Annotated in this window: 23 protein-coding genes; 15 read left to right on the top strand and 8 right to left on the bottom strand. The window is 64.4% G+C overall.

Features of this window, described 5'->3' with window-relative positions; translation table 11 throughout:
- Positions 1 to 563: 563 nt before the first annotated feature.
- Positions 564 to 1,487 carry a recombinase family protein gene (locus J2S75_RS20210; protein ID WP_307022635.1) on the top strand — a complete coding sequence of 308 codons (924 nt, stop codon included), beginning with the start codon at positions 564 to 566 and terminating at the stop codon, positions 1,485 to 1,487.
- Here the strand turns inward: J2S75_RS20210 and J2S75_RS20205 are convergent.
- Genes J2S75_RS20205 through J2S75_RS20195 form a run of 3 tightly spaced genes read right to left on the bottom strand, consistent with a single transcriptional unit; the run spans position 1,423 to position 4,919 of the window.
- A complete protein-coding gene (locus J2S75_RS20205; RefSeq protein WP_307022633.1) occupies positions 1,423 to 2,436 on the bottom strand; it encodes a TniQ family protein in 1,014 nt (337 codons plus the stop codon). The genes J2S75_RS20210 and J2S75_RS20205 overlap by 65 nt on opposite strands.
- A 3-nt stretch (positions 2,437 to 2,439) precedes the next feature.
- Positions 2,440 to 3,315 carry a TniB family NTP-binding protein gene (locus J2S75_RS20200; RefSeq protein ID WP_307022631.1) on the bottom strand — a complete coding sequence of 292 codons (876 nt, stop codon included), beginning with the start codon at positions 3,313 to 3,315 and terminating at the stop codon, positions 2,440 to 2,442.
- Positions 3,312 to 4,919 (bottom strand): TnsB C-terminal domain-containing protein, encoded by a 1,608-nt coding sequence (locus J2S75_RS20195; RefSeq protein ID WP_307022629.1) that lies wholly within the window; start codon positions 4,917 to 4,919, stop codon positions 3,312 to 3,314. Before J2S75_RS20195 ends, J2S75_RS20200 begins: the two co-directional genes overlap by 4 nt.
- Before the next feature lie 225 nt (positions 4,920 to 5,144).
- Here J2S75_RS20195 and J2S75_RS20190 point away from each other — a divergent pair, with 225 nt between their 5' ends.
- Together J2S75_RS20190 and J2S75_RS20185 are read left to right on the top strand one after the other, a co-directional pair.
- Positions 5,145 to 5,399 (top strand): type II toxin-antitoxin system Phd/YefM family antitoxin, encoded by a 255-nt coding sequence (locus J2S75_RS20190; RefSeq protein ID WP_307022627.1) that lies wholly within the window; start codon positions 5,145 to 5,147, stop codon positions 5,397 to 5,399.
- Complete coding sequence (locus tag J2S75_RS20185) at positions 5,399 to 5,806, top strand: type II toxin-antitoxin system VapC family toxin (protein WP_307022625.1); 408 nt, start codon at positions 5,399 to 5,401, stop codon at positions 5,804 to 5,806. Before J2S75_RS20190 ends, J2S75_RS20185 begins: the two co-directional genes overlap by 1 nt.
- A gap of 41 nt (positions 5,807 to 5,847) precedes the next feature.
- On the opposite strand, the gene J2S75_RS20180 is transcribed toward J2S75_RS20185, so the two are convergent.
- Positions 5,848 to 6,399 (bottom strand): hypothetical protein, encoded by a 552-nt coding sequence (locus J2S75_RS20180; RefSeq protein WP_307022623.1) that lies wholly within the window; start codon positions 6,397 to 6,399, stop codon positions 5,848 to 5,850.
- Between the two features lie 77 nt (positions 6,400 to 6,476).
- On the opposite strand from J2S75_RS20180, the gene J2S75_RS20175 reads away from it, so the two are divergent.
- Complete coding sequence (locus tag J2S75_RS20175) at positions 6,477 to 7,559, top strand: tyrosine-type recombinase/integrase (protein ID WP_307022621.1); 1,083 nt, start codon at positions 6,477 to 6,479, stop codon at positions 7,557 to 7,559.
- Between the two features lie 15 nt (positions 7,560 to 7,574).
- Here the strand turns inward: J2S75_RS20175 and J2S75_RS20170 are convergent, their stop codons facing one another.
- The 4 genes from J2S75_RS20170 to repA form a co-directional block, all read right to left on the bottom strand.
- Positions 7,575 to 8,192: a hypothetical protein gene (locus J2S75_RS20170; protein ID WP_307022619.1), complete on the bottom strand. Its 618-nt coding sequence runs from the start codon at positions 8,190 to 8,192 to the stop codon at positions 7,575 to 7,577.
- 54 nt (positions 8,193 to 8,246) lie between these two features.
- Entirely contained in the window at positions 8,247 to 9,596 is a 1,350-nt protein-coding gene (gene repC, locus J2S75_RS20165) for a plasmid replication protein RepC (protein WP_307022617.1), read from the bottom strand.
- Positions 9,597 to 9,759: 163 nt separating this feature from the next.
- A complete protein-coding gene (repB, locus tag J2S75_RS20160; RefSeq protein ID WP_307022615.1) occupies positions 9,760 to 10,755 on the bottom strand; it encodes a plasmid partitioning protein RepB in 996 nt (331 codons plus the stop codon).
- Positions 10,756 to 10,827: 72 nt separating this feature from the next.
- On the bottom strand, positions 10,828 to 12,015 hold the full coding sequence (gene repA / locus J2S75_RS20155) for a plasmid partitioning protein RepA (protein ID WP_307022613.1): 1,188 nt from the start codon (positions 12,013 to 12,015) through the stop codon (positions 10,828 to 10,830).
- Between the two features lie 384 nt (positions 12,016 to 12,399).
- Between repA and traI the strand changes: the two genes are divergently transcribed.
- From traI to trbH, 11 genes are read left to right on the top strand one after another with little or no spacing between them, the layout of a single operon-like run.
- Entirely contained in the window at positions 12,400 to 13,023 is a 624-nt protein-coding gene (gene traI, locus J2S75_RS20150) for an acyl-homoserine-lactone synthase (protein WP_307022611.1), read from the top strand.
- Positions 13,024 to 13,038: 15 nt separating this feature from the next.
- A complete protein-coding gene (gene trbB / locus J2S75_RS20145) occupies positions 13,039 to 14,007 on the top strand; it encodes a P-type conjugative transfer ATPase TrbB (RefSeq protein WP_307022609.1) in 969 nt (322 codons plus the stop codon).
- Entirely contained in the window at positions 13,997 to 14,368 is a 372-nt protein-coding gene (locus J2S75_RS20140; RefSeq protein ID WP_307022607.1) for a TrbC/VirB2 family protein, read from the top strand. The genes trbB and J2S75_RS20140 overlap by 11 nt, the downstream gene beginning before the upstream one ends.
- The gene (locus J2S75_RS20135; protein WP_029349440.1) at positions 14,361 to 14,660 is read left to right on the top strand and encodes a conjugal transfer protein TrbD; all 300 of its coding nucleotides are present in this window, start codon (positions 14,361 to 14,363) and stop codon (positions 14,658 to 14,660) included. Before J2S75_RS20140 ends, J2S75_RS20135 begins: the two co-directional genes overlap by 8 nt.
- Before the next feature lie 10 nt (positions 14,661 to 14,670).
- Positions 14,671 to 17,127, top strand: coding sequence for a conjugal transfer protein TrbE (locus J2S75_RS20130; RefSeq protein WP_307022604.1), 2,457 nt, complete (start codon positions 14,671 to 14,673; stop codon positions 17,125 to 17,127).
- Positions 17,099 to 17,899 carry a P-type conjugative transfer protein TrbJ gene (gene trbJ / locus J2S75_RS20125; RefSeq protein ID WP_307022602.1) on the top strand — a complete coding sequence of 267 codons (801 nt, stop codon included), beginning with the start codon at positions 17,099 to 17,101 and terminating at the stop codon, positions 17,897 to 17,899. The genes J2S75_RS20130 and trbJ overlap by 29 nt, the downstream gene beginning before the upstream one ends.
- Entirely contained in the window at positions 17,896 to 18,096 is a 201-nt protein-coding gene (gene trbK / locus J2S75_RS20120; protein ID WP_307022600.1) for an entry exclusion protein TrbK, read from the top strand. The genes trbJ and trbK overlap by 4 nt, the downstream gene beginning before the upstream one ends.
- Positions 18,090 to 19,280: a P-type conjugative transfer protein TrbL gene (gene trbL / locus J2S75_RS20115; RefSeq protein ID WP_307022599.1), complete on the top strand. Its 1,191-nt coding sequence runs from the start codon at positions 18,090 to 18,092 to the stop codon at positions 19,278 to 19,280. The genes trbK and trbL overlap by 7 nt, the downstream gene beginning before the upstream one ends.
- 18 nt (positions 19,281 to 19,298) lie before the next feature.
- The gene (locus J2S75_RS20110) at positions 19,299 to 19,958 is read left to right on the top strand and encodes a conjugal transfer protein TrbF (RefSeq protein ID WP_126280980.1); all 660 of its coding nucleotides are present in this window, start codon (positions 19,299 to 19,301) and stop codon (positions 19,956 to 19,958) included.
- A gap of 17 nt (positions 19,959 to 19,975) precedes the next feature.
- Positions 19,976 to 20,812: a P-type conjugative transfer protein TrbG gene (gene trbG / locus J2S75_RS20105; RefSeq protein WP_307022686.1), complete on the top strand. Its 837-nt coding sequence runs from the start codon at positions 19,976 to 19,978 to the stop codon at positions 20,810 to 20,812.
- A gap of 3 nt (positions 20,813 to 20,815) precedes the next feature.
- Positions 20,816 to 21,268: a conjugal transfer protein TrbH gene (trbH, locus tag J2S75_RS20100; protein ID WP_307022594.1), complete on the top strand. Its 453-nt coding sequence runs from the start codon at positions 20,816 to 20,818 to the stop codon at positions 21,266 to 21,268.
- Positions 21,269 to 21,271: the final 3 nt, after the last annotated feature.

Raw genomic sequence — 21,271 nt, 5'->3', positions numbered from 1 at the left:
ATATAATGACCGATAATCTTGCATTATCGGATGTTTATGTCTTTATAGATAGGAACCGCCGCCAAAGGCTGAAATCGCCTTTCTTTGCTGTCAGCTGACCGGAATTCGTGAGATTCGCCGCCTTTTTGAATCGGTTTTCGTGAGACTACGTGCATGGCGGCGAACCGGCCTCCTATTAAGCCGTTGATTTGACGCGCATATTGACGTTGACCGCGCGCCGCCCGAGTTTGTCACGTAGTCTCACGATTTCCGACTCGGATGCAGATAGTCTCACGAATTCCGCTCCACCGGCGATCAGAACGCCAGCAATTCTCAGCATCCGGAGCGCTTGAGGGGACCCTTTGGCCCTCTGCCCGCGTCCAACAGCCCAATTTGCGCCCTTTCGGCCATAAACGGCCCAGGAAGCGTCTTGCGGCCTCTTCCGCTCCTCGGCGCCGTCCAGAGCCTCCAAAACCGCTCTGTGGCCGTTTATGAGGCTCGATAAAACACGCCTGCAACTGGCTGGTTGATCACAGCTGTCGATACTGTACAAACGGCCGTGAAACACCCCTCGAAAGGCCGCCATGGCAAAGCCCTCCCCTCCCCCGCGACCGCGCCGCCTCATTGGCTACGCGCGGGTCTCGACGGAGGACCAGGTTACCGATGCACAGGCCGACGAGCTCAGGCAAGCCGGGTGCGCCGTCATCCACCACGAACAGGGTTCTGGCGCGTCGCGCTCGCGGCCGGTGCTGGCGAAGCTGATGCGCGAGATCCGCGCCGGCGACGTGCTGGTCGTCGTCAGGCTCGATCGGCTGGCCCGATCGGTCAGCCATCTTCTCGAGGTGATCGAGACGCTCGAAAAGCGCGGCGCGCATTTTCGCTCGCTACGCGACCCGATCGACACCTCGACGCCGCAAGGCATGTTTTCCCTCCAGGTGCTTGGCGCGGTCGCCCAGTTGGAACGCGCGCTCATCGCCGAGCGTACGAAGGCGGGCATCGCCGCCGCCAGGGCGCGCGGCCGTCTGCCAGGAAATCCGGGTCTGCGCGAGCGGCGGCCGGAAAGCATCCGCGCCGTCGCTGCGGCCCGGGACAGCGCCTATGTCGGTGACCTCATCGCCTCGGCTCAAAGCTGGCTGCCGATCGTGCGGCGGCTGCGCCCCCAGCACAACTGGGACGACGTCGTGCGGGTCCTGAGCCACAAGGGGCAGAGCTGGACGGTGGAACGTCTTCGCCGCTCGGTCTATCGCCTGGTGCGCGAAGGCCTGGCAGAGCCTGAGCTTGTCCAGCGCGCGCCGCGGCGGCAGCCTGAGGACCGATTGATGACACTCGTGGCCGGCATCGCCATCGCCGATCCCGATCTCAGCCTGCGGGCGATCGCCGCGCAGCTCGAGGCGATGCGCGAACGGACCCCACGGGGCGGTTGGCAGTGGGCGGCCTCGTCCGTCAAGCATCTGCTCGATCGCGCCAGGCGTCTCGGCCTGAAGGTGCACGAACCCGCTGACGGCTGAGACGAACCCTTGTCGCCGCCCCCCTGCCCTCCCCTCTCGTCGTGATGCGGCGGTCGCCGCGAGTGACAGCGTTACGGATCCCGGCCGGCCAACGGTCAATCAGCGCCAACACTTTCTTTCGGCCGAACTCATCGGTGGTCTCCAGGATGTGGGCGACTGCGGTGGCCGGATTCTTCAAAAGCCGAGCAAGGCCGATTGCGATGGCGTAACGCTCCGCGAAGGGCGCATCGCGCAAGCCTGGCAGAGCACGCGGCAGAAGCTGGTTGTAGACCGGGACAGCGCTGTTGAATTCGGGCACGAGAATGCCGAGCACCGGCCGGGGACATGGTCGCGAAAGCTCCATCGCATGGGCCTGCTGGTCGGAGCGCGCCAACCTGGCCAGTTCCCATGGCGCCGGCGGCGACGGCTTGCGATGCGGCGCGAGCAACAGGGAGATCGCGGCGTCGACGGGCACGACGGCGGTTTCGCCGCCTTTGGCCCAGTTGGACAGGATCGCGGCGCCGCGGGAAGCTGATCCGACATCGCTCAACACGCTGGCGCCCCTTGTATCCGGGCTTTGCAGTGGCTGACGGTGCCGATCGCAATAGAAGCTGAAGGCGAAAGACCACGTTCGCAATCTTGGCGGTCGCTGCATGCCGCGCGAGCAAACCGGGCATATCTCACGCGCGTCAGGCCGAAGCAGGCTGCGATAGCGCGACGGTGCGTCATGGAAGGTCATGCCGAACAGGCGTTCAACCGAAGAATTCGTCGCGGCAGCGATGCGTTCCATATCGGTCTGCACGGGATCGATCTCGAGCTGCAGCGCAGGCCGGGACCATCCAACATGGGCTCGCAGATCATCGAGCGAAACCAGATAGACGTCGGCGATCCGCTCCAGCCAGGAACTCAGCCGTTCGTCCCGAAAGGGCGGCGGCACGACCGGCAGCGGCGCCCTCCCCTCCCCCGCCATGAGTCAGGCCGCGAAGGTCGTCGGCGCGGTAACGCGGTGATCAAGGATCGCGGCCGACGTGATCCGTTCTGTGCCGTTGAGGATGGCGTCTGTCGCCAGACCCCTGACCATCTTGAAGATCGCGTCGGTGATTCCGCCATTAGCCTCAACGAGACGTTTGAGGGCCCTGTCCGTCAGCTCCGACGGCAAGCGCAATGGCAGCGAGTACAGAAGACCGCCGATCAGCCCGTGGAAGTCGGCATCAGGCCGCCACGGCGCCAAGCCGTAGGGTTCGAAGCGGCTGTTGAGATGGGCATCGCCCCGAATTGCGTCGCGTGCCTCGTGCGAACCGAGGCAGATCAGGGGAATCCGCAGCTCATTGCCGAGGAAACGTAGCAGATTGAGCATCCGGCGCTGCTCGCGATAGGTGCCGGCGATCAGATTCTGGACCTCGTCGATGACCAGCATGCGCGGCGCGATCTCCTGGAGCAGCCGCAGCGCCTGTGTCTCGAGTTGCCCGAGCGTCGCGCGGGTCGGCGGCGGTGCGCCGATCACAGAAAGCAAGCGATGATAGAAACGTCCCTCGTCTGGGGAGGCGACCATCTGCACGACAATAACCGGCCGATGATGGATCCCGCTGCTCTCATCGAAGCTTGGCGGATTGGCGCGCACGAACTTCTCGATGATCATCGTCTTGCCCATCCCGGAGGCGCCGAAGATCAGCAGATTGGGCATGCGGGCGCGCTTGGGAAACAGAAGCAGTTCCTCGAGCTTGTCGAGCGCCTGACGTGCACGCGGATAGTCGATCCAGCGGTCGACCCGAATATGTTCGATACGCTCGCGGTCGGGCAGATCGGCGTGGCTCTGAACGGCGGGATCTAAATGCGGATAGGCCGTCATTCCCAAACCTCCACCGGGAAATGGGGTAAGGCGATCACCGGTTCATCCGCAGGAGCGCTTGCCGGAAGCGCCGGCCTTGGTTGCAGATGGGCGCGGCGAGCCCGTAGCCTGCGGGTTTGCGTGGTTTCCCGCGTTGCCTGGTCCAGCAGGGCGCGCTGTGCGGCGATCGTCTGGAAGATCGTCTCCTCGTCGATCTCGCGGCGGCCGCGAGCCCGCTGTACGCGCAGCGCCGCCTTCTGCTCCCATAGCGTGATCGCCGGGCGCCCGGGATTGCGCGTCGGCGCCATCAGATAGTTCCCGCCAAGCTTGACGAAGACCTGATGCAGGTCCCGCGGGTCGTATTTGACGAGAACCTTGTCGTCGCACCTGCCAATCCAGCGCGCAAAGCCATCCGACCAGTAGCAGATGTTGTTGAGATGAATGCCGGTCCGCCGCAACACGCGCGGCTCGAACGGCAGGAAATCGATCAGGAAGGCCAGCGGATCGCGCACATGCCGGGGCGGATGCGCGGCTATGGCCTCATTCCAAGCCGCGATCGGAGGCCGACCAATGCCGCGGTGCAGGTCGGAATGATAGGCGATGATTTCCAGCGCCAGCCAGGCCTCGAGCTCGCGCATGGTCATTACGGCGCGCCCCTCGGAGTCGTAGTCGCCACGGTCAAGCACATTGGAAAAGTGCGTGCCGGGCAGCAGATGAACGGCGCCCATCATTGTGCCGATCAAGCGCTCGATATGCCCGCCAAATCGTGGCGCTCCCGGCGGACGGTAGGAGACGACGAAATTGTGATCATCGCAGCCGAGCTTGAAGGCGCGAGAGTGGAATTCGGCGCCGTTGTCGACGTGAATGCATTCGGGCAGGCCGCTTGCCGGCCATTCCAGCGATATCCCGCGGTCCGCCAACCAGCGCGTCTTGTCGATGATCGCATGCGTCAGGCAGAGCGCTACCGATGTCACGGACGGCGCCTCCAGGGACAGGTAGAAGCCCAGCACCATCCGGGTGCAGACATCGACGGCGATGGTCAGGATGGGGCGGCCGATCGGCTGCCGTTCGATCGGATCGACAACCGTCACGTCGACCTTCGTATGATCGATCTGGACGACCTGTAGCGGATGCTTCACCGAAAACTCGCCTGGGAGCGCCAGGAACTGCGCATCGGCCCGCGCTTTGCCTTCACGACGCCGTGTCATAGCTTCCGCGTCGAAGGTCGCAATATAGCCCTTCAGGCGTCTGATCGATGGCGGCGTCAGGTGATTGTGGCGGCACGCCGAACAAACGTGCTTCCATAGCCGGGTCAGCGTGGGGCGTTCCGGCGTTGCATAGAAGGTTCGGATCGCTTCATCGACCAGCGCCTTCAACGCGGGCTCAAAGGCATCGATCCCGCGTCGCTGCCGACCAGGCTTGCGGCCAACCAGAACGGCGACCCGCTGATCTTCCCGGAACGCTTTCAGCCAGCGGAACAGCGTCGAGCGGCTGACGTCCAATTCGGCCGTCGCATCGGCAATCTCACCCGGGCTTGGACGGTTCGGCAAGCGTCGCAGCACCTCGGCACGGGCGAGAGCGCTTTCCCATTCCTGGTCGCCAACCTCGTTGCGGTCGATAGCCATGGTGCGATGATCGCCAACGTGATCTCACTATATCCGAATCGGATTGTAGCGTAGTCTCACGAAAAGTGAATCAGTCTCGCAAATCTGAATCGTCTAAGCTATTGAAAAGGGCCGCATGTGTGCAGCACAAAAAACGGTCAACCGACATTTGCTGGAAATCCGGCTGCTTGACCCGTCGGACACGCCCCCTATATAGCTAGACAGTCTAGCTAGGAGCGCATGCCGATGGAATGGCCGCTGCAGGACGCCAAGAACCAGTTTTCCCGCGTGGTGCAAAGAGCACGCTCCGAGGGACCGCAGATCGTCACCCTGCGCGGCGAGCGCGCCGCCGTCGTGCTCTCGGCCGCCGACTACGACGCGCTGCGCGCCGGCCGGCCGAGCCTGGTCGACGACCTGCTCGCCGGCCCCGCCTGGGACGACGAACTCGCCGAGGCCGCCAGCACTCGGGCGAAGACGCCGAGCCGCGGCGTCGCGCTCTGATGTACCTCGTCGACACCAATGTGGTCTCCGAGGCCCGGCGCGGCTCGCCACAGGCGACATCCTGGCTGCGCTCGGTCGATCCCGGCAGCGTGCACCTCAGCACCCTGACGCTCGGCGAGATCATGCGCGGCATCGCGCTGAAGCAGAGATCCGATCCGAAGGCCGCCGGCCACCTCGCCGAGTGGCTGCGCAGGATCCGCCACGACCACGCCGACCGCATCCTGCCGGTGACCGATCAGATCTCGGTCGAATGGGGCCGCATCGCCGCCATCCGCCCGCGCGGCGATATCGACGGGTTGATCGCCGCCACGGCGATCGTCCACGACCTCATCCTCGTCACCCGCAATGTCGCGGATTTCGAGGATACCGGCGCGTCGGTCGTCAACCCCTGGGAGAGCCCGAGCTGATGCAGGAAACCGCCGGGCATCGCCACGTCCCGCGAGCGAGGCTACTCCTTTGGGAAAAGGCTGTGTTCGATAAAGTGCCCATACATCTGCGGGTACGGCATCGATGCCGCGATCGCCGGGTCCATCTGCTTCAAGACCACGGGTTCGCTTTGCGGACCGGGCCAGAGCTGGATCCGATAGTGGTCATCGTCCAGCTCGCTGTCCCCGTCCTCCATCCCCCTCAAGCCGCCGTAGGAGACGCGGACCCGATAGGTGCCGGGTTCAAGATGGAAGCGCTTCGCTTCCTTGAACGCGGAGGCCCCGTCGCTTCCGAGGCGCAGACCGTCTGCGCCGACGCGGATCGCCGCTTCGACAACGTGCTCCCAGCCGTCAAAATCCTCCTGTGGCGCGCGCTCGGAGATCTCGACGGCGACGGTGACGTCCCATTCCCGCGCCGTGAAGATCGTCACGGCACCGTCGCGAGAGCCGAGCATGCGCAGGCATTCGGCATGGGTCAGCTCGGCCGGCACCGTGCCCGCTTCGGGCGCTTCGCCTACGAGGTAGACGAGGGAGAATTCGGCGTCGAACACCAATTCATAGCGGCGCGTGTCCATGTTGGGTGACTCCCGAAAGCGGATTGTATCGTCAAGGCCAACCACCACTAACAGTTGCGCCCCACGGAGGTAAATTGATGACCGCAGGGCCGATCGGCGAAGACAACCGGGGCGACCGGAACTCCCCCTCCCCTCTCCCGACTGTTGCCGACGCAGCGTCGTCCTCCGCGCTGCCGGTTCACCTCGAGAAGCTCGCCGACCGCGCCCGCGAGTATGTCGATGCTGCGAGCTCGGCGAACACCCGCAAGGCCTACGGTTCCGATTGGCGGCACTTCTCGGGGTGGTGCCGGCGCCAGGGGCTCGAGGTGTTCCCGCCCTCCCCTCAGGTCGTCGGCCTCTACATCACCGCCTGCGCCTCCGGGGCCGCGACGGCCGACCGCAAGCCGAATGCCGTCTCGACGATCGAACGGCGCTTGTCGGCCCTGGCCTGGAACTATACGCAGCGCGGCACGGCGCTTGATCGCACCGATCGGCATATCGCGACCGTCCTCGCCGGCATCCGCAACACGCATGCCGCCCCGCCGCGCCAAAAGGAGGCGGTGCTGCCCGAGAACGTCATCGCCATGATCGAGACGCTCGATCGCGCCACGCTGCGGGGCCTGCGCGACCGCGCCATGCTGCTGCTGGGCTTTGCCGGCGGCCTCCGCCGATCGGAGGTCGTCGGTCTCGACCTCCATCGTGACGACACCGAGGATGGTGGCGGATGGATCGAGATCCTCAAGAAGGGTATGATCGTCACGCTGCGCGGCAAGAACGGTTGGCGCGAGGTCGAGATCGGTCGCGGCTCGTCGGACGCGACCTGCCCTGTCGCGGCCCTCGAAACCTGGCTGAAGCTAGCGAAGATCGGTCACGGCCCCCTCTTTCGGCGCGTGACCGGACAGGGCAAGAACGTCGGCCCGGACAGGCTGACCGACAAGCAGGTGGCTCGCCTGGTCAAGCGGACCGCGCTCGCCGCCGGGGTCAGAGGCGACCTCACGGAGGGCGAGCGGGAGCAGAAATTCGCCGGCCACTCGTTGCGCGCAGGCCTCGCTTCCTCGGCCGAGGTCGACGAGCGCTACGTCCAGAAGCAGCTCGGCCATGCCAGCGCGGAAATGACCCGCCGCTACCAACGCCGGCGTGACCGCTTCCGGGTGAACCTCACCAAGGCCGCAGGCCTCTGAACCCGCCCTTCCCACTCAGGAATTCAGCGGCGGCCGTCCGGAGAGTTCCGGCGAAGCACTCGCCTTGCTCATCACGTCGCCGATCGCAAGACGCAGTTCGTCCTGCGCGTCATTCGCGCCAATATTCGCGGTGAAGGCCGCCAATGCTGCGAGCTTGAGCGCCGCAACCATGGTGGCTTCGCTTCCCACGTCTCTTGGCATTCTCGGGTTCTGATTGTCCTTCAGAACGGCCATAGCCGAGTGCGTAAGGGTACGGCCGAGTTGATCGATCAGGCTGCCGAATTTGTCGATCTCAACGTCGCTTTGTGACCTGCTTGGGCGTTCGACCGGAGGGGCGTTCTTCACCGCGAGCGTCACCTCACCGACAACCACGTCGACGAGGTCGACGATCTCGCCCGCGCGGGCGTCCAGCTCGTCCCAGGGAATGCATCTCACTCCGAGCCCCCGCTGCGCGCGGAGCTCCGCGGGTGTGTTGGACCTGATGCTGGCGTGAATGGTCAGACCCGATCGATCATCTCCAAAGATCGTCATGATCCGAACGCGAGCCGGGCGATCGCCGAGGCTGCGCAATTGCTCGGCGCGATCCAAGGTCGCCGCGATCGCGGCGCCAACTGATGTTGAACTTCCGCTCAAATCGCCCTCCCCTTCGGCATTCGCCAGAAAGCTGAGTCGTCTCCACTGACAGAGTCATTCCCACCCACGGCCTGGATCCTTCGGCCGCTTTTCCAGAAGCCTCCGGAGCTCGGAGCTCGCCAGGACGCCGCCGGTACCGCCCTGTTGCCGCGGCCCGCTGGGCTCGTCGGCGGCTTCCGGCCGTGCCGCGGGCGGTTTCGAGGCATCGAGCTTCGCGCGCAGCAACGCCATGACAATCGGCCAGGTGGAAAACTTGCCGGCCCGGGCCCGCTCCGTCAGGCTGCGCAGGTAGCCGCCGGCGCTGTTGATCTGGTCGGCGCGCTGATACATCGCCGCCAGCGTAATCCCGGCCTGTTGCTCCCCAAGGACCTCGCGCGCCTCCCGCCAGGCGCTCGGGCTGATCCCCAGCATCGGCCGGGCAAGCTCCGCGGCGGCCAGAAAATCGCGCCAGTGGCGGATTTCACCGCCCTGGGCGAGCTCACGCAGGTTCGAGCAGGCGTCCAGCACGATCCCCAATGGCAGGTCACGCCTCGGCAAGCTCCGCAGCTTGTCGTTTTCCTCCGCGCTGCCGCCCGCTTCTTTCTTATCTCGATAGCCATTTTCAGATTCAGAAAGGGAGTCTGGATTTGAATTCTGTATGTGGCGACCAAAATGGGACTCATTGGCGTCCGTATTTTGTGAATCTGCAAATGATTCCAGGACGTCGCGGATGTCCCGCCACAGCGCCTCGAGCTCGTCGCAAATGCTCTCGATGATCTGCCGCGGCGCCGAACGTGGTAAACGGTTCATTACCGCCTGGTAGCTCTGCTGCACCCTGCCCCAATTGCCCGGCACGCTTTCCTCGATGCCAGTGTCGATCATCTTGACGATATCCCGGCGCAAGAGCGTCAGCCGTTCCTTGGCGACACGGAAGGCGCGCTTCTCGGCCTGCACGGCTTCCGCCAGGTCCTTGAACTCGGCTGCGCGCGCGACGATCGGCGACAAATCGAAGCCGAAAGCCTGCTCGATCTGACCACCCCGCCCCTTCCGGGCGAAGCGCTTCCCGTTCGGGCTATCCCGCCGAATGATCAGCCCGCACTCGACGAGCACCCCCAGATGCCGGCGGAGGGTCGTGGGCGGCATGCCGTTGGCGCGCGCCATCAGCTGCTCGTTCGACGGCCATACGACGATGTCGGCATCGCCGGTAAGCGCCGTCTCCTGGTGAAACGACAACAGGGCATTCAGGATCGCAAGCGCGCGATCCGTCGCTCCAATGAGGTCGCGGGCCTCGCGGATATGTTGAAAGGTCTGCCATTTATGAACGACGGCGTCTTTCGGCGCCGAGCGTGCCTTCACCTGGCTTGCAATTTGACCAAGTGTCATTGTTCGCCGCCCAAAGGGCGTCGTCGCGACATACGTCTCCATTTTCCTTCACCTATCGCTAGGCAAAAGAAGCCGGCTCGCCGAAAACGACGTCTTGACCTGTCGTAGGACTCTTGACTGCGATTCGCGGAAGTGCGATTCTCTAGGTGCTCAATCTAGGAGAAGGGCTTCCGGAACTCGTTTCGGGGGCCTTTTTCTTTTGCGGTTACGGTTCCTCTCTCGGTTGGGTCGAATCCCGCCGGAACGCCTCGTAGAGGCGATCGAGGTTCTCCGACAAATAGTCTCCGAACGCTCGCGCTTCCGAACTCTTGGCCTTTATCGCCAGAGTGAAGCGTTTCGCGTCCGCGGTGATATCAGCCGACACGGAGCCTCCGGTCGGCGACCAGATGCGCTTCTCGGGACCGGCCTGCGGCCGCTTCCGCGACCGAACGGCCTTGAGCCGTTGGACAAGGCGATCGAAGCGCGTATCGCTCGGGAGAGAAGCGAAGCCCTCCTCTTTGATCACCTCAAACGCGACGTCTTGGTTGGATGGCTTGTCCATCAACAGCTTCAATTCGTACCAACGATCGCGGCCGACGCCCTTGGCCTCGCCGATCGCTTCAAGAACGCTCGCCGGCAATGCCGCGACCGACAGCATTTTCGACAAGGTGGTGCGGTCGATCGAGAGCGCCTTGAGGATTATGGCATTGTCCTCGTCGTAGCGGAGACGGGCGAGGTCGGCGGCAAACAGCGCCCGCTCGATGAAAGGCGCGTTCGACCGAGCCGAATTCTCCTGGCCGAGGGTCACGACGTGTTCGCTATCCACCATCTCCTTGACGACGGCCCGAACCTTTCGGCCCAGCGTCTTCGCGACCAGGAGGCGACGATGACCGAACACGGCCATATAGCGGCCGCTGGCCTTGGGATGGGGGCGGACGAGGATAGGGGAGTTCTGGCCGTTTTCGCGGATCGCCTCGAGGAGCTCGTTGAACTCCTGCTCGTTGTGCGCTCGCCTATCGCGCACGAATGAGGCGTCGATCGCGTCGGGTTCGAGCTCTACGATCGTCTCGCCCGTTGCAAGCTTGTCGGCGCGCTCCGCCATTTCGTCCAGCGTGCCGAGAATTGAGCGCGACGCGCCCCTTGCGGCATATTCCACGACGGAACGTTCAGCGGGCCGCTCCTTGTCATTCAGGATATTGGCAAAGGGGTTCTTACGAGCCATCGCTCGGCCTCACAATATCGTCTATCCGGTTGAAAACACGACGCCTTTTGACTGTTTTGACGGCGGTCAACATCACATCCGCCCCCATGCCCGGTGGATCAGCCCCTGGACCTCGAAGTTCACAGCATCCAAGGCCTCGATCGCGCGGTCGTAGGTGTCGCGACTGAAGCTCTTGCGCTCAACCTCGTAAAGCGTCTGCTTGGTCAAGCCGGCGTCGGAAATCGCCGTTGATTTCAGCATGGGATTCTTGAGCAGCTCCTCGGCCAGGACGGTTTGCATGAAGCCCAGCATTCGGGTCTGAGGCACGTCGGTTGGCTCGAACCGAGTGATCAAGTAGCGGAGCCAGTCGATCTTCACCGGAGCGCCTTTTTCGCGGATGGATTTGACGAAGTTCCCCAGCATGAGAAGGAACTGACTCATCGACATCAGGTCGAGCATCTGAGGATGGACCGTGACCAGCACGGAGGTCGACGCTGTCAGTGCGGTCAGAGTGAGGAAACCCAATTGAGGGGGGCAGTCGATCACCACGACGTCGAAGCGTTCATCGACCTCTGCGAGCGACCGTCCAAGCCGGCTGTAAAACCTTTTGCCTTCGTTAGACGTCTGCATCGAGAGGGGAGTGTCGAACTCAAATTCCTGCAGCTCGAGATTGGCCGGAATGATTTCCAGCAGTGGAAAATTCGTCGGCAGAATCACATCCGAGATCGGACGGCGCTTATCGTCATATCGGATCGCATCATAGAGCGACGGATTGCCGTCAAGCTCCGGCTGGAAGCCATGCAATGCGGAGAGCGACGCCTGCGGATCGAGGTCGACCACGAGAACGCGATGCCCCGTCAGCGCAAGATGCTGCGCCAAATGCGCAGCCGTCGTCGTCTTGCCGGACCCGCCCTTGAAATTGACGACAGCGACAACCTGCAGCTTCTCGCCCGGCTTCCGGAAGGGGACATACTTCTTGGCGTCCGAGCGGCCGTTCTTGTCGAGATAGTGCCGCAGCTCCATCATCTGCTCGGCCGTGTAGAAGCGGCGGCCCGCCGCAGCAATGAGCGGCTCCGGCCCCTTTCCCTCGAGATGAAGCCGCTTGAGATTGTTAGGGCTGATCCCGAGGTAGTGCGCAACCTCGGACATCGGGAAGCGTCGCAACGTCTTCTTCGCGTCCGGCGGAAAGTTCTCCAGACGAAGCTGGTCGAGCCTACGCGAGATCTCGGCGCCTTGGCCAAGGATCTTCTCATCAAATTCGAAAGGTGGAAGCGCACCCATTCCAACCGGCCTCGCGAGGAAAATAGCGCCAGAATGAGGTCTTCCGGCCAATTTGGCGCCAGTATGTCCGATTCTCCCCCCTTGGCAAGGAGAATAGAGTTAACAGGTCGTTAACGCGAGGCGTCGCAAGACGCTGCACCTTCATCGGTTTATCCCGTTGAATCAGCTATTTAGCCGGGCATTCGACTCGCGCACGGCGAGTGCCGACTAGTAAATCTATTAGCCCTGGGAGTTCGATTTCGGAGGTTTCTAGGCCTCGATTTCCTCAATCTCGGGGCGACTCAGCGCAGCTTCCGTCGAGTCGCACTCATAATTTCGCTAGTCGCGGCGATCTGCGCAAACGTGCCCCCTGTCTCCGAACACACTCGAATCGGAGCAATACTGATGCGGGCACTGGCTATTCCTGCCGAAACGCATGATGACTTTGCTGACCTTGTCGATTCCATGCATCGACTTCGTGCCCGCGTTTTCAAGGAGCGATTGGGCTGGGCGGTCGACGTGCGGAACGGTCGCGAGAGCGACCAGTTCGACGGCTTCTCGCCGACCTACATCGTCGCGCTCTCATCGACGTCGCAGGTCGTCGGCTGCGCACGGCTGCTGCCGGCGACCGGGCCGACCATGATGAACGTGCTCTTCCCGGACCTTGCGGCCTCCGGCCTGTACAAGCCGAACCCCGTCATGGTCGAGAGCTCCCGCTTCTGCGTCGACACGGCGCTCGACGAGGGCAGGGCGGGGGGCTCGCTCCACGACGCGACGCTCACCATGTTCGCCGCGATCATCGAATGGGCGATGGTGAGCGGTTATCGCGAAATCGTCACCGGCACCGACCTTCGCGTCGAACGCATCCTCAACCGTGCCGGCTGGCCGATGAAGCGCCTGGGGGAGCCGCGGAGGATCGGCGAGACGACCGCGGTCGCCGGCATCCTTCCCGCCGACCGGCGCAGCTTCGAGCGCGTCCGGCCCGCATCCTATTTCTCGACCTTCTGCCCGCAGCTGCGTGCGGCTTGAGCGAGGAGGACTGTCATGGCCCAGCTTCGTTCCCATCCGCGTCTGGTCCGCAAGCTGCAGGAAGCGCTCGGCGACCAGCTTTGCGTTGCCCTCGATGACGCGACAGTCGTCGAGATCATGCTCAATCCCGATGGCCGCCTGTTCATTGAGCGCCTCGGCCATGGCGTCGCGCCGGCCGGGGAGATGAATGCGGCAACTGCTGAGATCGTCATCGGCAGCGTGGCGCATGCGCTCCATTCCGAGGCTGACGAGGATCGCCCGATCGTATCGGGCGAGCTGCCGATCGGCGGCCACCGCTTCGAGGGGCTTCTCCCGCCTGTCGTCGCGGCGCCGGCATTCACCATCCGCCGGCGCGCCTCACGGCTCATTCCGCTCGACGACTATGTCGCCGCGAAGATCATGACGGAGCATCAGGCCTGTGTGATCCGCAACGCGATCACCTCGAGGATGAACATCGTCATCTCCGGCGGCACCGGCTCGGGAAAGACCACGCTCGCCAACGCGGTCATCGCCGAGGTTGTCGAGTCGGCGCCGGACGATCGGATTCTGATCCTGGAGGACACGGCTGAAATCCAGTGCGCGGCGGAGAATGTGGTCGCCCTGCACACCAGCGACTCGATCGATATGGGCCGGCTGCTGAAAAGCACGATGCGGTTGCGTCCCGACCGCATCGTCGTAGGCGAGGTCCGCGACGGGGCCGCGCTGACATTGCTCAAGGCGTGGAATACCGGCCACCCCGGCGGTGTGACGACAATCCATTCCAACACGGCGGAATCCGCGCTGCGGCGCCTCGAGCAGCTCACCGCCGAGGCCAGCCAGCAGCCGATGCACGAAGTCATCGGCGAGGCCGTCGACCTCATCGTCTCGATCGAACGCACGCCGAAGGGCCGCGTCGTCCGTGATGTCCTGCACGTCGAGAGCTTCGTCAATGGCCACTATCGCACCGAGTCCTATTCGCCGAAGGAGGAACGCCATGTCGCATGAACGTCTGTGCAAGCTCGCGCTCGCGGCACTGGCGCTCGCGCTGGTGCTCGCCGAGCCTGCCTTCGCCTCGGGCGGCGGCAGCCTGCCATGGGAAGGCCCGCTGCAGCAGATCCAGCAGTCGATCACCGGGCCGGTCGCCGGCTTCATCGCCTTGGCTGCCGTCGCCGTAGCCGGTGGCATGCTCATCTTCGGCGGCGAGCTCAACGATTTCGCACGGCGCCTCATGTATGTCGTGCTCGTCGCCGGCATCCTTCTCGGAGCCACCCAGATCGTTGCGCTGTTTGGCGCGAGTGGCGCTTCGATCGGCGACGTTGCGTCCTCATCCTTGATCGAGCGGGCAGGGGAGGGCGGTCGTGGCTGAACCGGGATCGACCCTCGACCGTTCGCGCATCCATCGGGCGCTGTCGCGCCCGAACCTGCTGCTCGGCGCCGACCGCGAGCTGGTGCTGCTGACCGGCCTTGCGGCCGCCATCCTGATCTTCGTCGTTCTGACGCCCTATTCCGCGCTGTTCGGCATTGCGGTCTGGATCGTCGTGGTCGCGGCGCTGCGGATGATGGCGAAGGCGGACCCGATGATGCGGCGCGTCTATGCCCGCCATGTCGGCTACAGGCCCTACTACCGCCCCACATCGACGCCCTGGCGGCGTTTCTGAGGCCCCGCCCATGGTTGCGCTGCGCTCCTTCCGCCATTCCGGCCCGTCCTTCTCGGATCTTGTGCCCTACGCCGCGATCGTGGCGAACGGCGTCATCCTACTCAAGGACGGTTCGCTCATGGCGGGCTGGTACTTTGCTGGGCCTGACTCCGAGAGCTCCACGGATGCGGAGCGCAACGAGGTGTCCCGGCAGATCAACGCGATCCTGTCCCGGCTCGGCACCGGCTGGATGATCCAGGTCGAGGCGGTGCGGGTTGCCACATCCGACTATCCCGCCCGCGAGGAGTGCCACTTTCCCGATGCGGTCACGCGCGCGATCGACGACGAGCGGCGCGCGCATTTTCAGGAGGGCAGGGGACATTTCGAGAGCCGCCACGCGCTGATCCTCACCTGGCGGCCGCCGGAGCGGCGGCGGTCCGGACTTGCCCGGTATGTTTATTCCGACAGCGAGAGCCGCGCCGCGCGTTATGCGGACACCGTCCTCGACAGCTTCCTGACCTCGATCCGCGAGGTCGAGCAATATCTCGGCAATGTCCTGTCGATCCGTCGCATGGTGACGCGCACGGTCGAGGAGCGAGGCGGCTTCCAGACCGCGCGCTATGACGAGCTGTTCCAGTTCATTCGCTTCTGCATCACCGGCGAGAACCACCCCGTCCGCCTTCCCGAGATCCCGATGTACCTGGACTGGCTGGCGACGGCCGAGTTCAGCCACGGCCTCACGCCGATGGTCGACAGCCACTACCTCGCGATTGTCGGCATTGACGGGCTTCCGGCCGAGAGCTGGCCGGGCATCCTGAATTCGCTCGACCTGATGCCGCTGACCTATCGCTGGTCGTCTCGCTTCATCTTCCTCGATGACCAGGAGGCGCGCGCGCGGCTCGAGCGCACCCGCAAGAAGTGGCAGCAGAAGGTCAGGCCGTTCTTCGACCAGCTCTTCCAGACGCAGTCGCGCTCCGTCGACCAGGACGCGTTGGCGATGGTGGCGGAAACCGAGGATGCCATCGCCCAGGCTTCGTCGCAGCTCGTCGCCTATGGCTACTACACGCCGGTGATCGTGCTGTTCGACGACAACGAGACCCGGCTGCGTGAGAAGGCCGAGGCGGTGCGTCGCCTTATCCAGGCCGAGGGCTTCGGCGCGCGGATCGAGACCATCAACGCCACGGAAGCCTTCCTCGGCAGCCTGCCGGGGAATTGGTACGCGAACATCCGCGAGCCGTTGATCAACACCCGCAACCTCGCCGACCTGATCCCGCTCAATTCGGTGTGGTCTGGCGCCCCGACGGCACCTTGCCCGTACTATTCGCCGGGGTCGCCTCCGCTGATGCTGGTGGCGAGCGGTTCGACGCCGTTCCGGCTCAACCTCCATGTCGACGATGTCGGCCATACCTTGATCTTCGGTCCGACGGGCTCAGGCAAGTCGACGCTGCTGGCGCTGATCGCGGCGCAATTCCGGCGCTACGCGCAGGCGCAGATCTTCGCCTTCGACAAGGGCCGCTCCATGTTGCCGCTCACATTGGCGGCCGGCGCCGATCACTACGAGATCGGCGAGAGCGACGGCGACGGCTCTCCGACGCTCGCCTTCTGCCCGCTGTCCGAGCTCGGCACCGACGGTGACCGAGCCTGGGCGTCGGAATGGATCGAGACGCTGGTGGCCTTGCAGGGCGTGACCATCACGCCCGATCATCGCAATGCCATCTCCCGCCAGGTCGGCCTGATGGCGTCGGCCAATGGCCGCTCGCTCTCGGATTTCGTATCGGGCGTGCAAATGCGCGAGATCAAGGAAGCGCTGCATCACTACACGGTCGACGGGCCGATGGGTCAGCTGCTCGATGCGGAGAGCGACGGGCTGTCACTGCGCTCCTTCCAGACCTTCGAGATCGAGCAGCTGATGAACATGGGGGAGCGCAGCCTCGTGCCCGTGCTCCTCTATCTATTCCGCCGGATCGAGAAGCGGCTGACCGGTGCGCCGAGCCTCATCGTGCTCGACGAGGCATGGCTGATGCTCGGCCACCCGACCTTCAGGGACAAGATCCGCGAATGGCTGAAAGTGCTGCGCAAAGCCAACTGCGCGGTGATCCTGGCGACACAGTCGATCTCGGATGCCGAGCGCTCCGGCATCATCGACGTGCTGAAGGAGTCCTGCCCGACGAAGATCTGCCTGCCGAACGGCGCGGCGCGCGAGCTCGGCACACGCGAGTTTTACGAGCGCATCGGTTTCAACGAACGCCAGATCGAGATCGTCGCGACCGCGCTGCCGAAACGGGAATACTACGTCGCTTCGCCCGAAGGCCGGCGCCTGTTCGACATGGCGCTCGGCCCGGTCGCGCTCTCCTTCGCCGGCGCCTCCGGCAAGGAAGACCTCAAGCAGATTGCCGCGCTGAAGGCCGAGCATGGCGACGGCTGGCCGGAACGCTGGCTCCAACAGAGAGGAATTGGCAATGCCGCAGCACTGCTTCTCAACGGTTAGATTTGTCGCCGGCGCGGCGTTCGTGGCCGTGATCGCGCATGTCTCGCCGGCCGCCGCCGGATCGGCGGCCGGCGGAGCGACCGAATGGACGCAGCTCCTGAACAACGGCGAGCTCGTCACGCTGGTGACCAAGTCGGCCGAGCAGATCAACAACCAGGTCACACAGATCACGCAGCTGGCGCAGCAGATTCAGAACCAGCTGCGCATCTACGAGAACATGCTGCAGAACACGGCGCAGTTGCCGAACCAGATCTGGGGCCAAGTAGAGAACGATCTCAACCGCCTCCGTAGTCTCGCGGCGCAAGGGCAGGGCATCGCCTTCTCGATGAGCAATGCCGATGACGTGCTGAAGCAGCGCTTCCAGAGCTATGCCGACTTCAAGACCAACCTGCCCAGCGGCGCGAGCTTCTCCTCGACCTATCAGAACTGGTCGACGACGACCCGCGACACGATCGCCGGCACGCTGAAGGCCGCCGGCCTCACCGCCGATCAGTTCTCGTCGGAGGAGTCGACGATGAGCTCGCTCCGCACGATGTCGCAATCGGCAGACGGGCAGATGAAGGCGCTCCAGGTCGGCCACCAGATCGCCGCCCAACAGGTCGCGCAATTTCAGAAGCTGCGCGGTCTCGTATCCCAGCAGACGACGATGATGGGAACCTGGTTCCAGTCGAAGCAGGCCGATAAGGATCTCTCGCAGGCCCGGCGCGAGCAGTTCTTCAATGCACCAGTAAACAACATTCGTGGCGGAGAAACCATGGAGCCGCGCTGGTGAGCCGGCCGGTCGTCATGGCCGCACTGGCGGCCGTCCTCGCGCTCGTCGGCCTCACGGTGATCTGGTTCGTCGTCACGCCCGCGTCCGACACGACGCCGCCGGCCGCGCAGGCACAGCGCCAGAGTGCAGAGGATTTTCTCGGTGGCGATCCCAATCGCCCGGTGCGCGGCGGCCAGGAGATGAAACCACGATGGTAGTCACCCGTCCGTCCCGTGCGCTCGAAACCGGCTTCATCGTCATTGCCCTGATCCTGCTCGCCAGCGCGCCGGCGCTCGCCCAGCAGGGCAGCGTGCTGACCACGCTGGAGAACCAGGTCTCAACGGCCGCCAAGGGCTGGGAGACGACGGTGATGAATGCCGCGCGCTCCTTGTTCTGGATCCTCGCCGGCATCGAGGTCGGCATCGCAGCGGTGTGGCTCGCCCTGCAGGCTGCCTCGCTCGACGCCTGGTTTGCAGAGCTCGTCCGCAAGATCATGTTCATCGGCTTGTTCGCTTTCATCCTCGACCGGGGACCGGCCTTCGCCAAAGCGATCGTCGACAGCCTGTTTCAGATCGGCGCCAATGGCGGCTCGGCTTCGCCGGCGAACATCTTCGACGCCGGCATCCGTGTCGCCTCCAAGATGTCGGAGCAGGCGAAGTTCGGCCTGTTCGAGGACAATGCGCTCGCGATTGCCGCCGTCTTTGCGATGGTGATCGTGGTCATCGCCTTCAGCCTGGTGGCGGCGATCTTCGTAGCCGTGATGGTCGAGATGTATGTCGGTCTTCTTGCCGGCATGATCATGCTCGGGCTCGGCGGCTCGTCCTTCACCAAGGACTTCGCTGTCCGTTATCTCGTCTATGCCTTCTCGGTCGGCATGAAGCTGATGGCGCTGGTCATGATCGCGCGTATCGGCTCGGAAGTGCTGCTCGGCCTCGCCGAGGCGCCGACGGCCACATCCGACCAGTTCATCACGACGCTTGCCATCGCCGGCATTTCGGTCGTGGTGTTCATAATCGCCATGTACGTGCCGCCGATCGTCCAGGGCGTCGTGCAGGGCGCCTCGATCTCCGGTGGCATGGAAGCGATCCGCCATGGCGGCCAGGCCGCGACCTTCGCCGCAGGCGGCGCTTTCCTCGGCGCGAGCGCGGCGATGTCTGGCGCGTCGGCGGCGAGGAGCGCTCGGGCGGGTGGCTCGTCGATGGCGGGAGCGGCCCTGCGCGGCATGGCGTCCGGAATCAGCAATGCCGGCTGGGCTGCTGGTTCGGCAGCAAAGGAGAAAGCGATCGCATCGCCGGGCGCCTATGCCGGATCGCTGCTCGGACTGGCGAACGCCAAGCTCGATCAGTCGCGGCAGAAATCGCCGGCGCCCCCACCGCCGCCACCGCCGATTGATGAGAAGTGAGGGGAGACGCGCTTCAGCATGGCCGCCAGTCCGCCCGACAATCCCTATATTGCCGCCCGCCAGGAATGGAACGAGCGCTATGGCTCCTATGTGAAAGCGGCAGCCGCGTGGCGTCTCGTCGGCATCACCGGCATGCTGATGGCCGTGGTCGGCTTCAGCTACGCGCTCTATCAGAGCACGCAGGTGAAGCTCGTTCCCTACATCGTCGAGGTCGACCGGCTCGGCACCGCGGTGACGGCCGGCTTTCCCCAGCAGATCGAATATGCCGATCCGCGCGTGGTGCGCGCGACGCTCGGCACCTTCGTCTCAAACTTCCGCAGCGTGACGCCCGACGCCGTCGTGCAGAAGCAATACATCGATCGCACCTACGCGCTGCTGCGCACCTCCGATCCGGCGACCGAGAAGATCAACGCCTGGTTTCGCGGCAATTCCCCATTCGAGAAGGCGAAGAACGCCACAGTGGCGATCGAGGTCAACAACGTCGTGCCCCTCTCCAACCAGAGCTACCAGATCGACTGGACCGAATATGAGCGCGACCGGAAGGGCAAGGAGACCGCGGTGCGCCGCTTCCGCGGCATCGCGACCGTGACACTGACCCCGCCGCAGGACGAGGGCGTGATCCGCCTCAATCCGATCGGCCTCTATTTGCGGGACTTCGAATGGACCGCCCAGCTGTGAAAGGCCCGCGCATTCCGATGACAAGAGAAGGAACGATCATTGCCGCCATGCTGCTCGCGCTGTCGACTATCATGGCGATGAGTTTCGTCGCCGCGCCGGCCGCCGCCCAGGGGATGAGCGCGAACGAGGCCCGCGGCACGAGCATCTCCGGACGGTGGCGGGGCTCGCGTGGGCTGGTCACCAGAGGGGCGGACGGAAAGGTGATCTTCCTCTATGGCGAGATCCAGCCCTCGGTCGTGTGCTCGCCGCTGCAGGTCTGCGATATCGAGCTGCAGGCCGGCGAGGTGGTGCGTGATGTGCTCGTCGGCGACACGGTGCGCTGGAAGGTCGAGCCGGCGACGTCCGGAGCCGTGGGCGGGCAGGCGATCCATTTGATCGTCAAGCCGGCCGAGCCGGGGCTGGTCACGTCGATGGTGGTGACGACGTCGCGGCGCACCTACCATATCCAGCTCAAGTCGCATCAAAGCCAGTACATGGCGCGCATTGGTTTCGAATATCCCGAAGACGTGTCGACCCGCCTTTCCGACATCAACGCCAGGCTCGAGGCCAGCACGATCCCGGGCGCCGGCGTGCCGGCCGAGCAGCTGAACTTCCAGTACAGCGTCAGCGGCAATGCCGGCTGGCGGCCGACCCGCGTCTATTCGGACGGGCAGAAGACCTACATTCAGTTTCCGCGCTCGATGTCCGGACAGGACGCCCCGGTCCTCTTCGTCGTCTCCGGCGGGCAGAACCGCATCGTCAACTACCGCATGAAGGGCAACATGATGGTGGTCGACTACAACGTCGATCGCGCTGTCCTCGTCTCCGGCGTCGGTTGGCACCAGGACAAGATCACCATCAGCAGGGGAGGGTAGGCGATGAGCGCGCAATATCTCGTCCCCCGCTTCCTTGTCATCGCCCTGGCCGCCGCGCTGCTCGCCGGCTGCCAGACCTTCGGAACCGAGGGGCTCGTGGCCAGCTCCGCGCCGCAGGAGATTTCAGGTCCCGCGGCCAGCGCTATCGCCGGCGACATGGTCAGCCGCCTCGCCGAGCACGTCGGCCCGGGAACCGGGACGATCCTGCTGAAGGCCGATGGCTCGCCGTTCGGCGGGGCGCTCGAGGCCTCGCTGAAGGCCTGGGGCTATGCTGTGGTCAGCGATCAGAAGGCCGAAGGCGAGAAGCTGATCCCGCTTGCCTATGTGATCGGCAGCTATGACGGCCAGGTGCTCGCGCGCCTCTCAACCGGCTCGCTCGATCTCGGCCGCGCCTATACCGCGACCGCGGCTGGAGCGACGCCCACGAGTCCGCTCTCGGTCATGCAGCGCGGGTGAGGG

The sequence above is a fragment of the Ancylobacter polymorphus genome, assembly GCF_030813495.1.
Taxonomy (GTDB): Bacteria; Pseudomonadota; Alphaproteobacteria; order Rhizobiales; family Xanthobacteraceae; genus Ancylobacter; species Ancylobacter polymorphus.
Note: the sequence above shows the minus strand (reverse complement) of the source record. Positions and strands in the feature narration are given on the sequence as shown.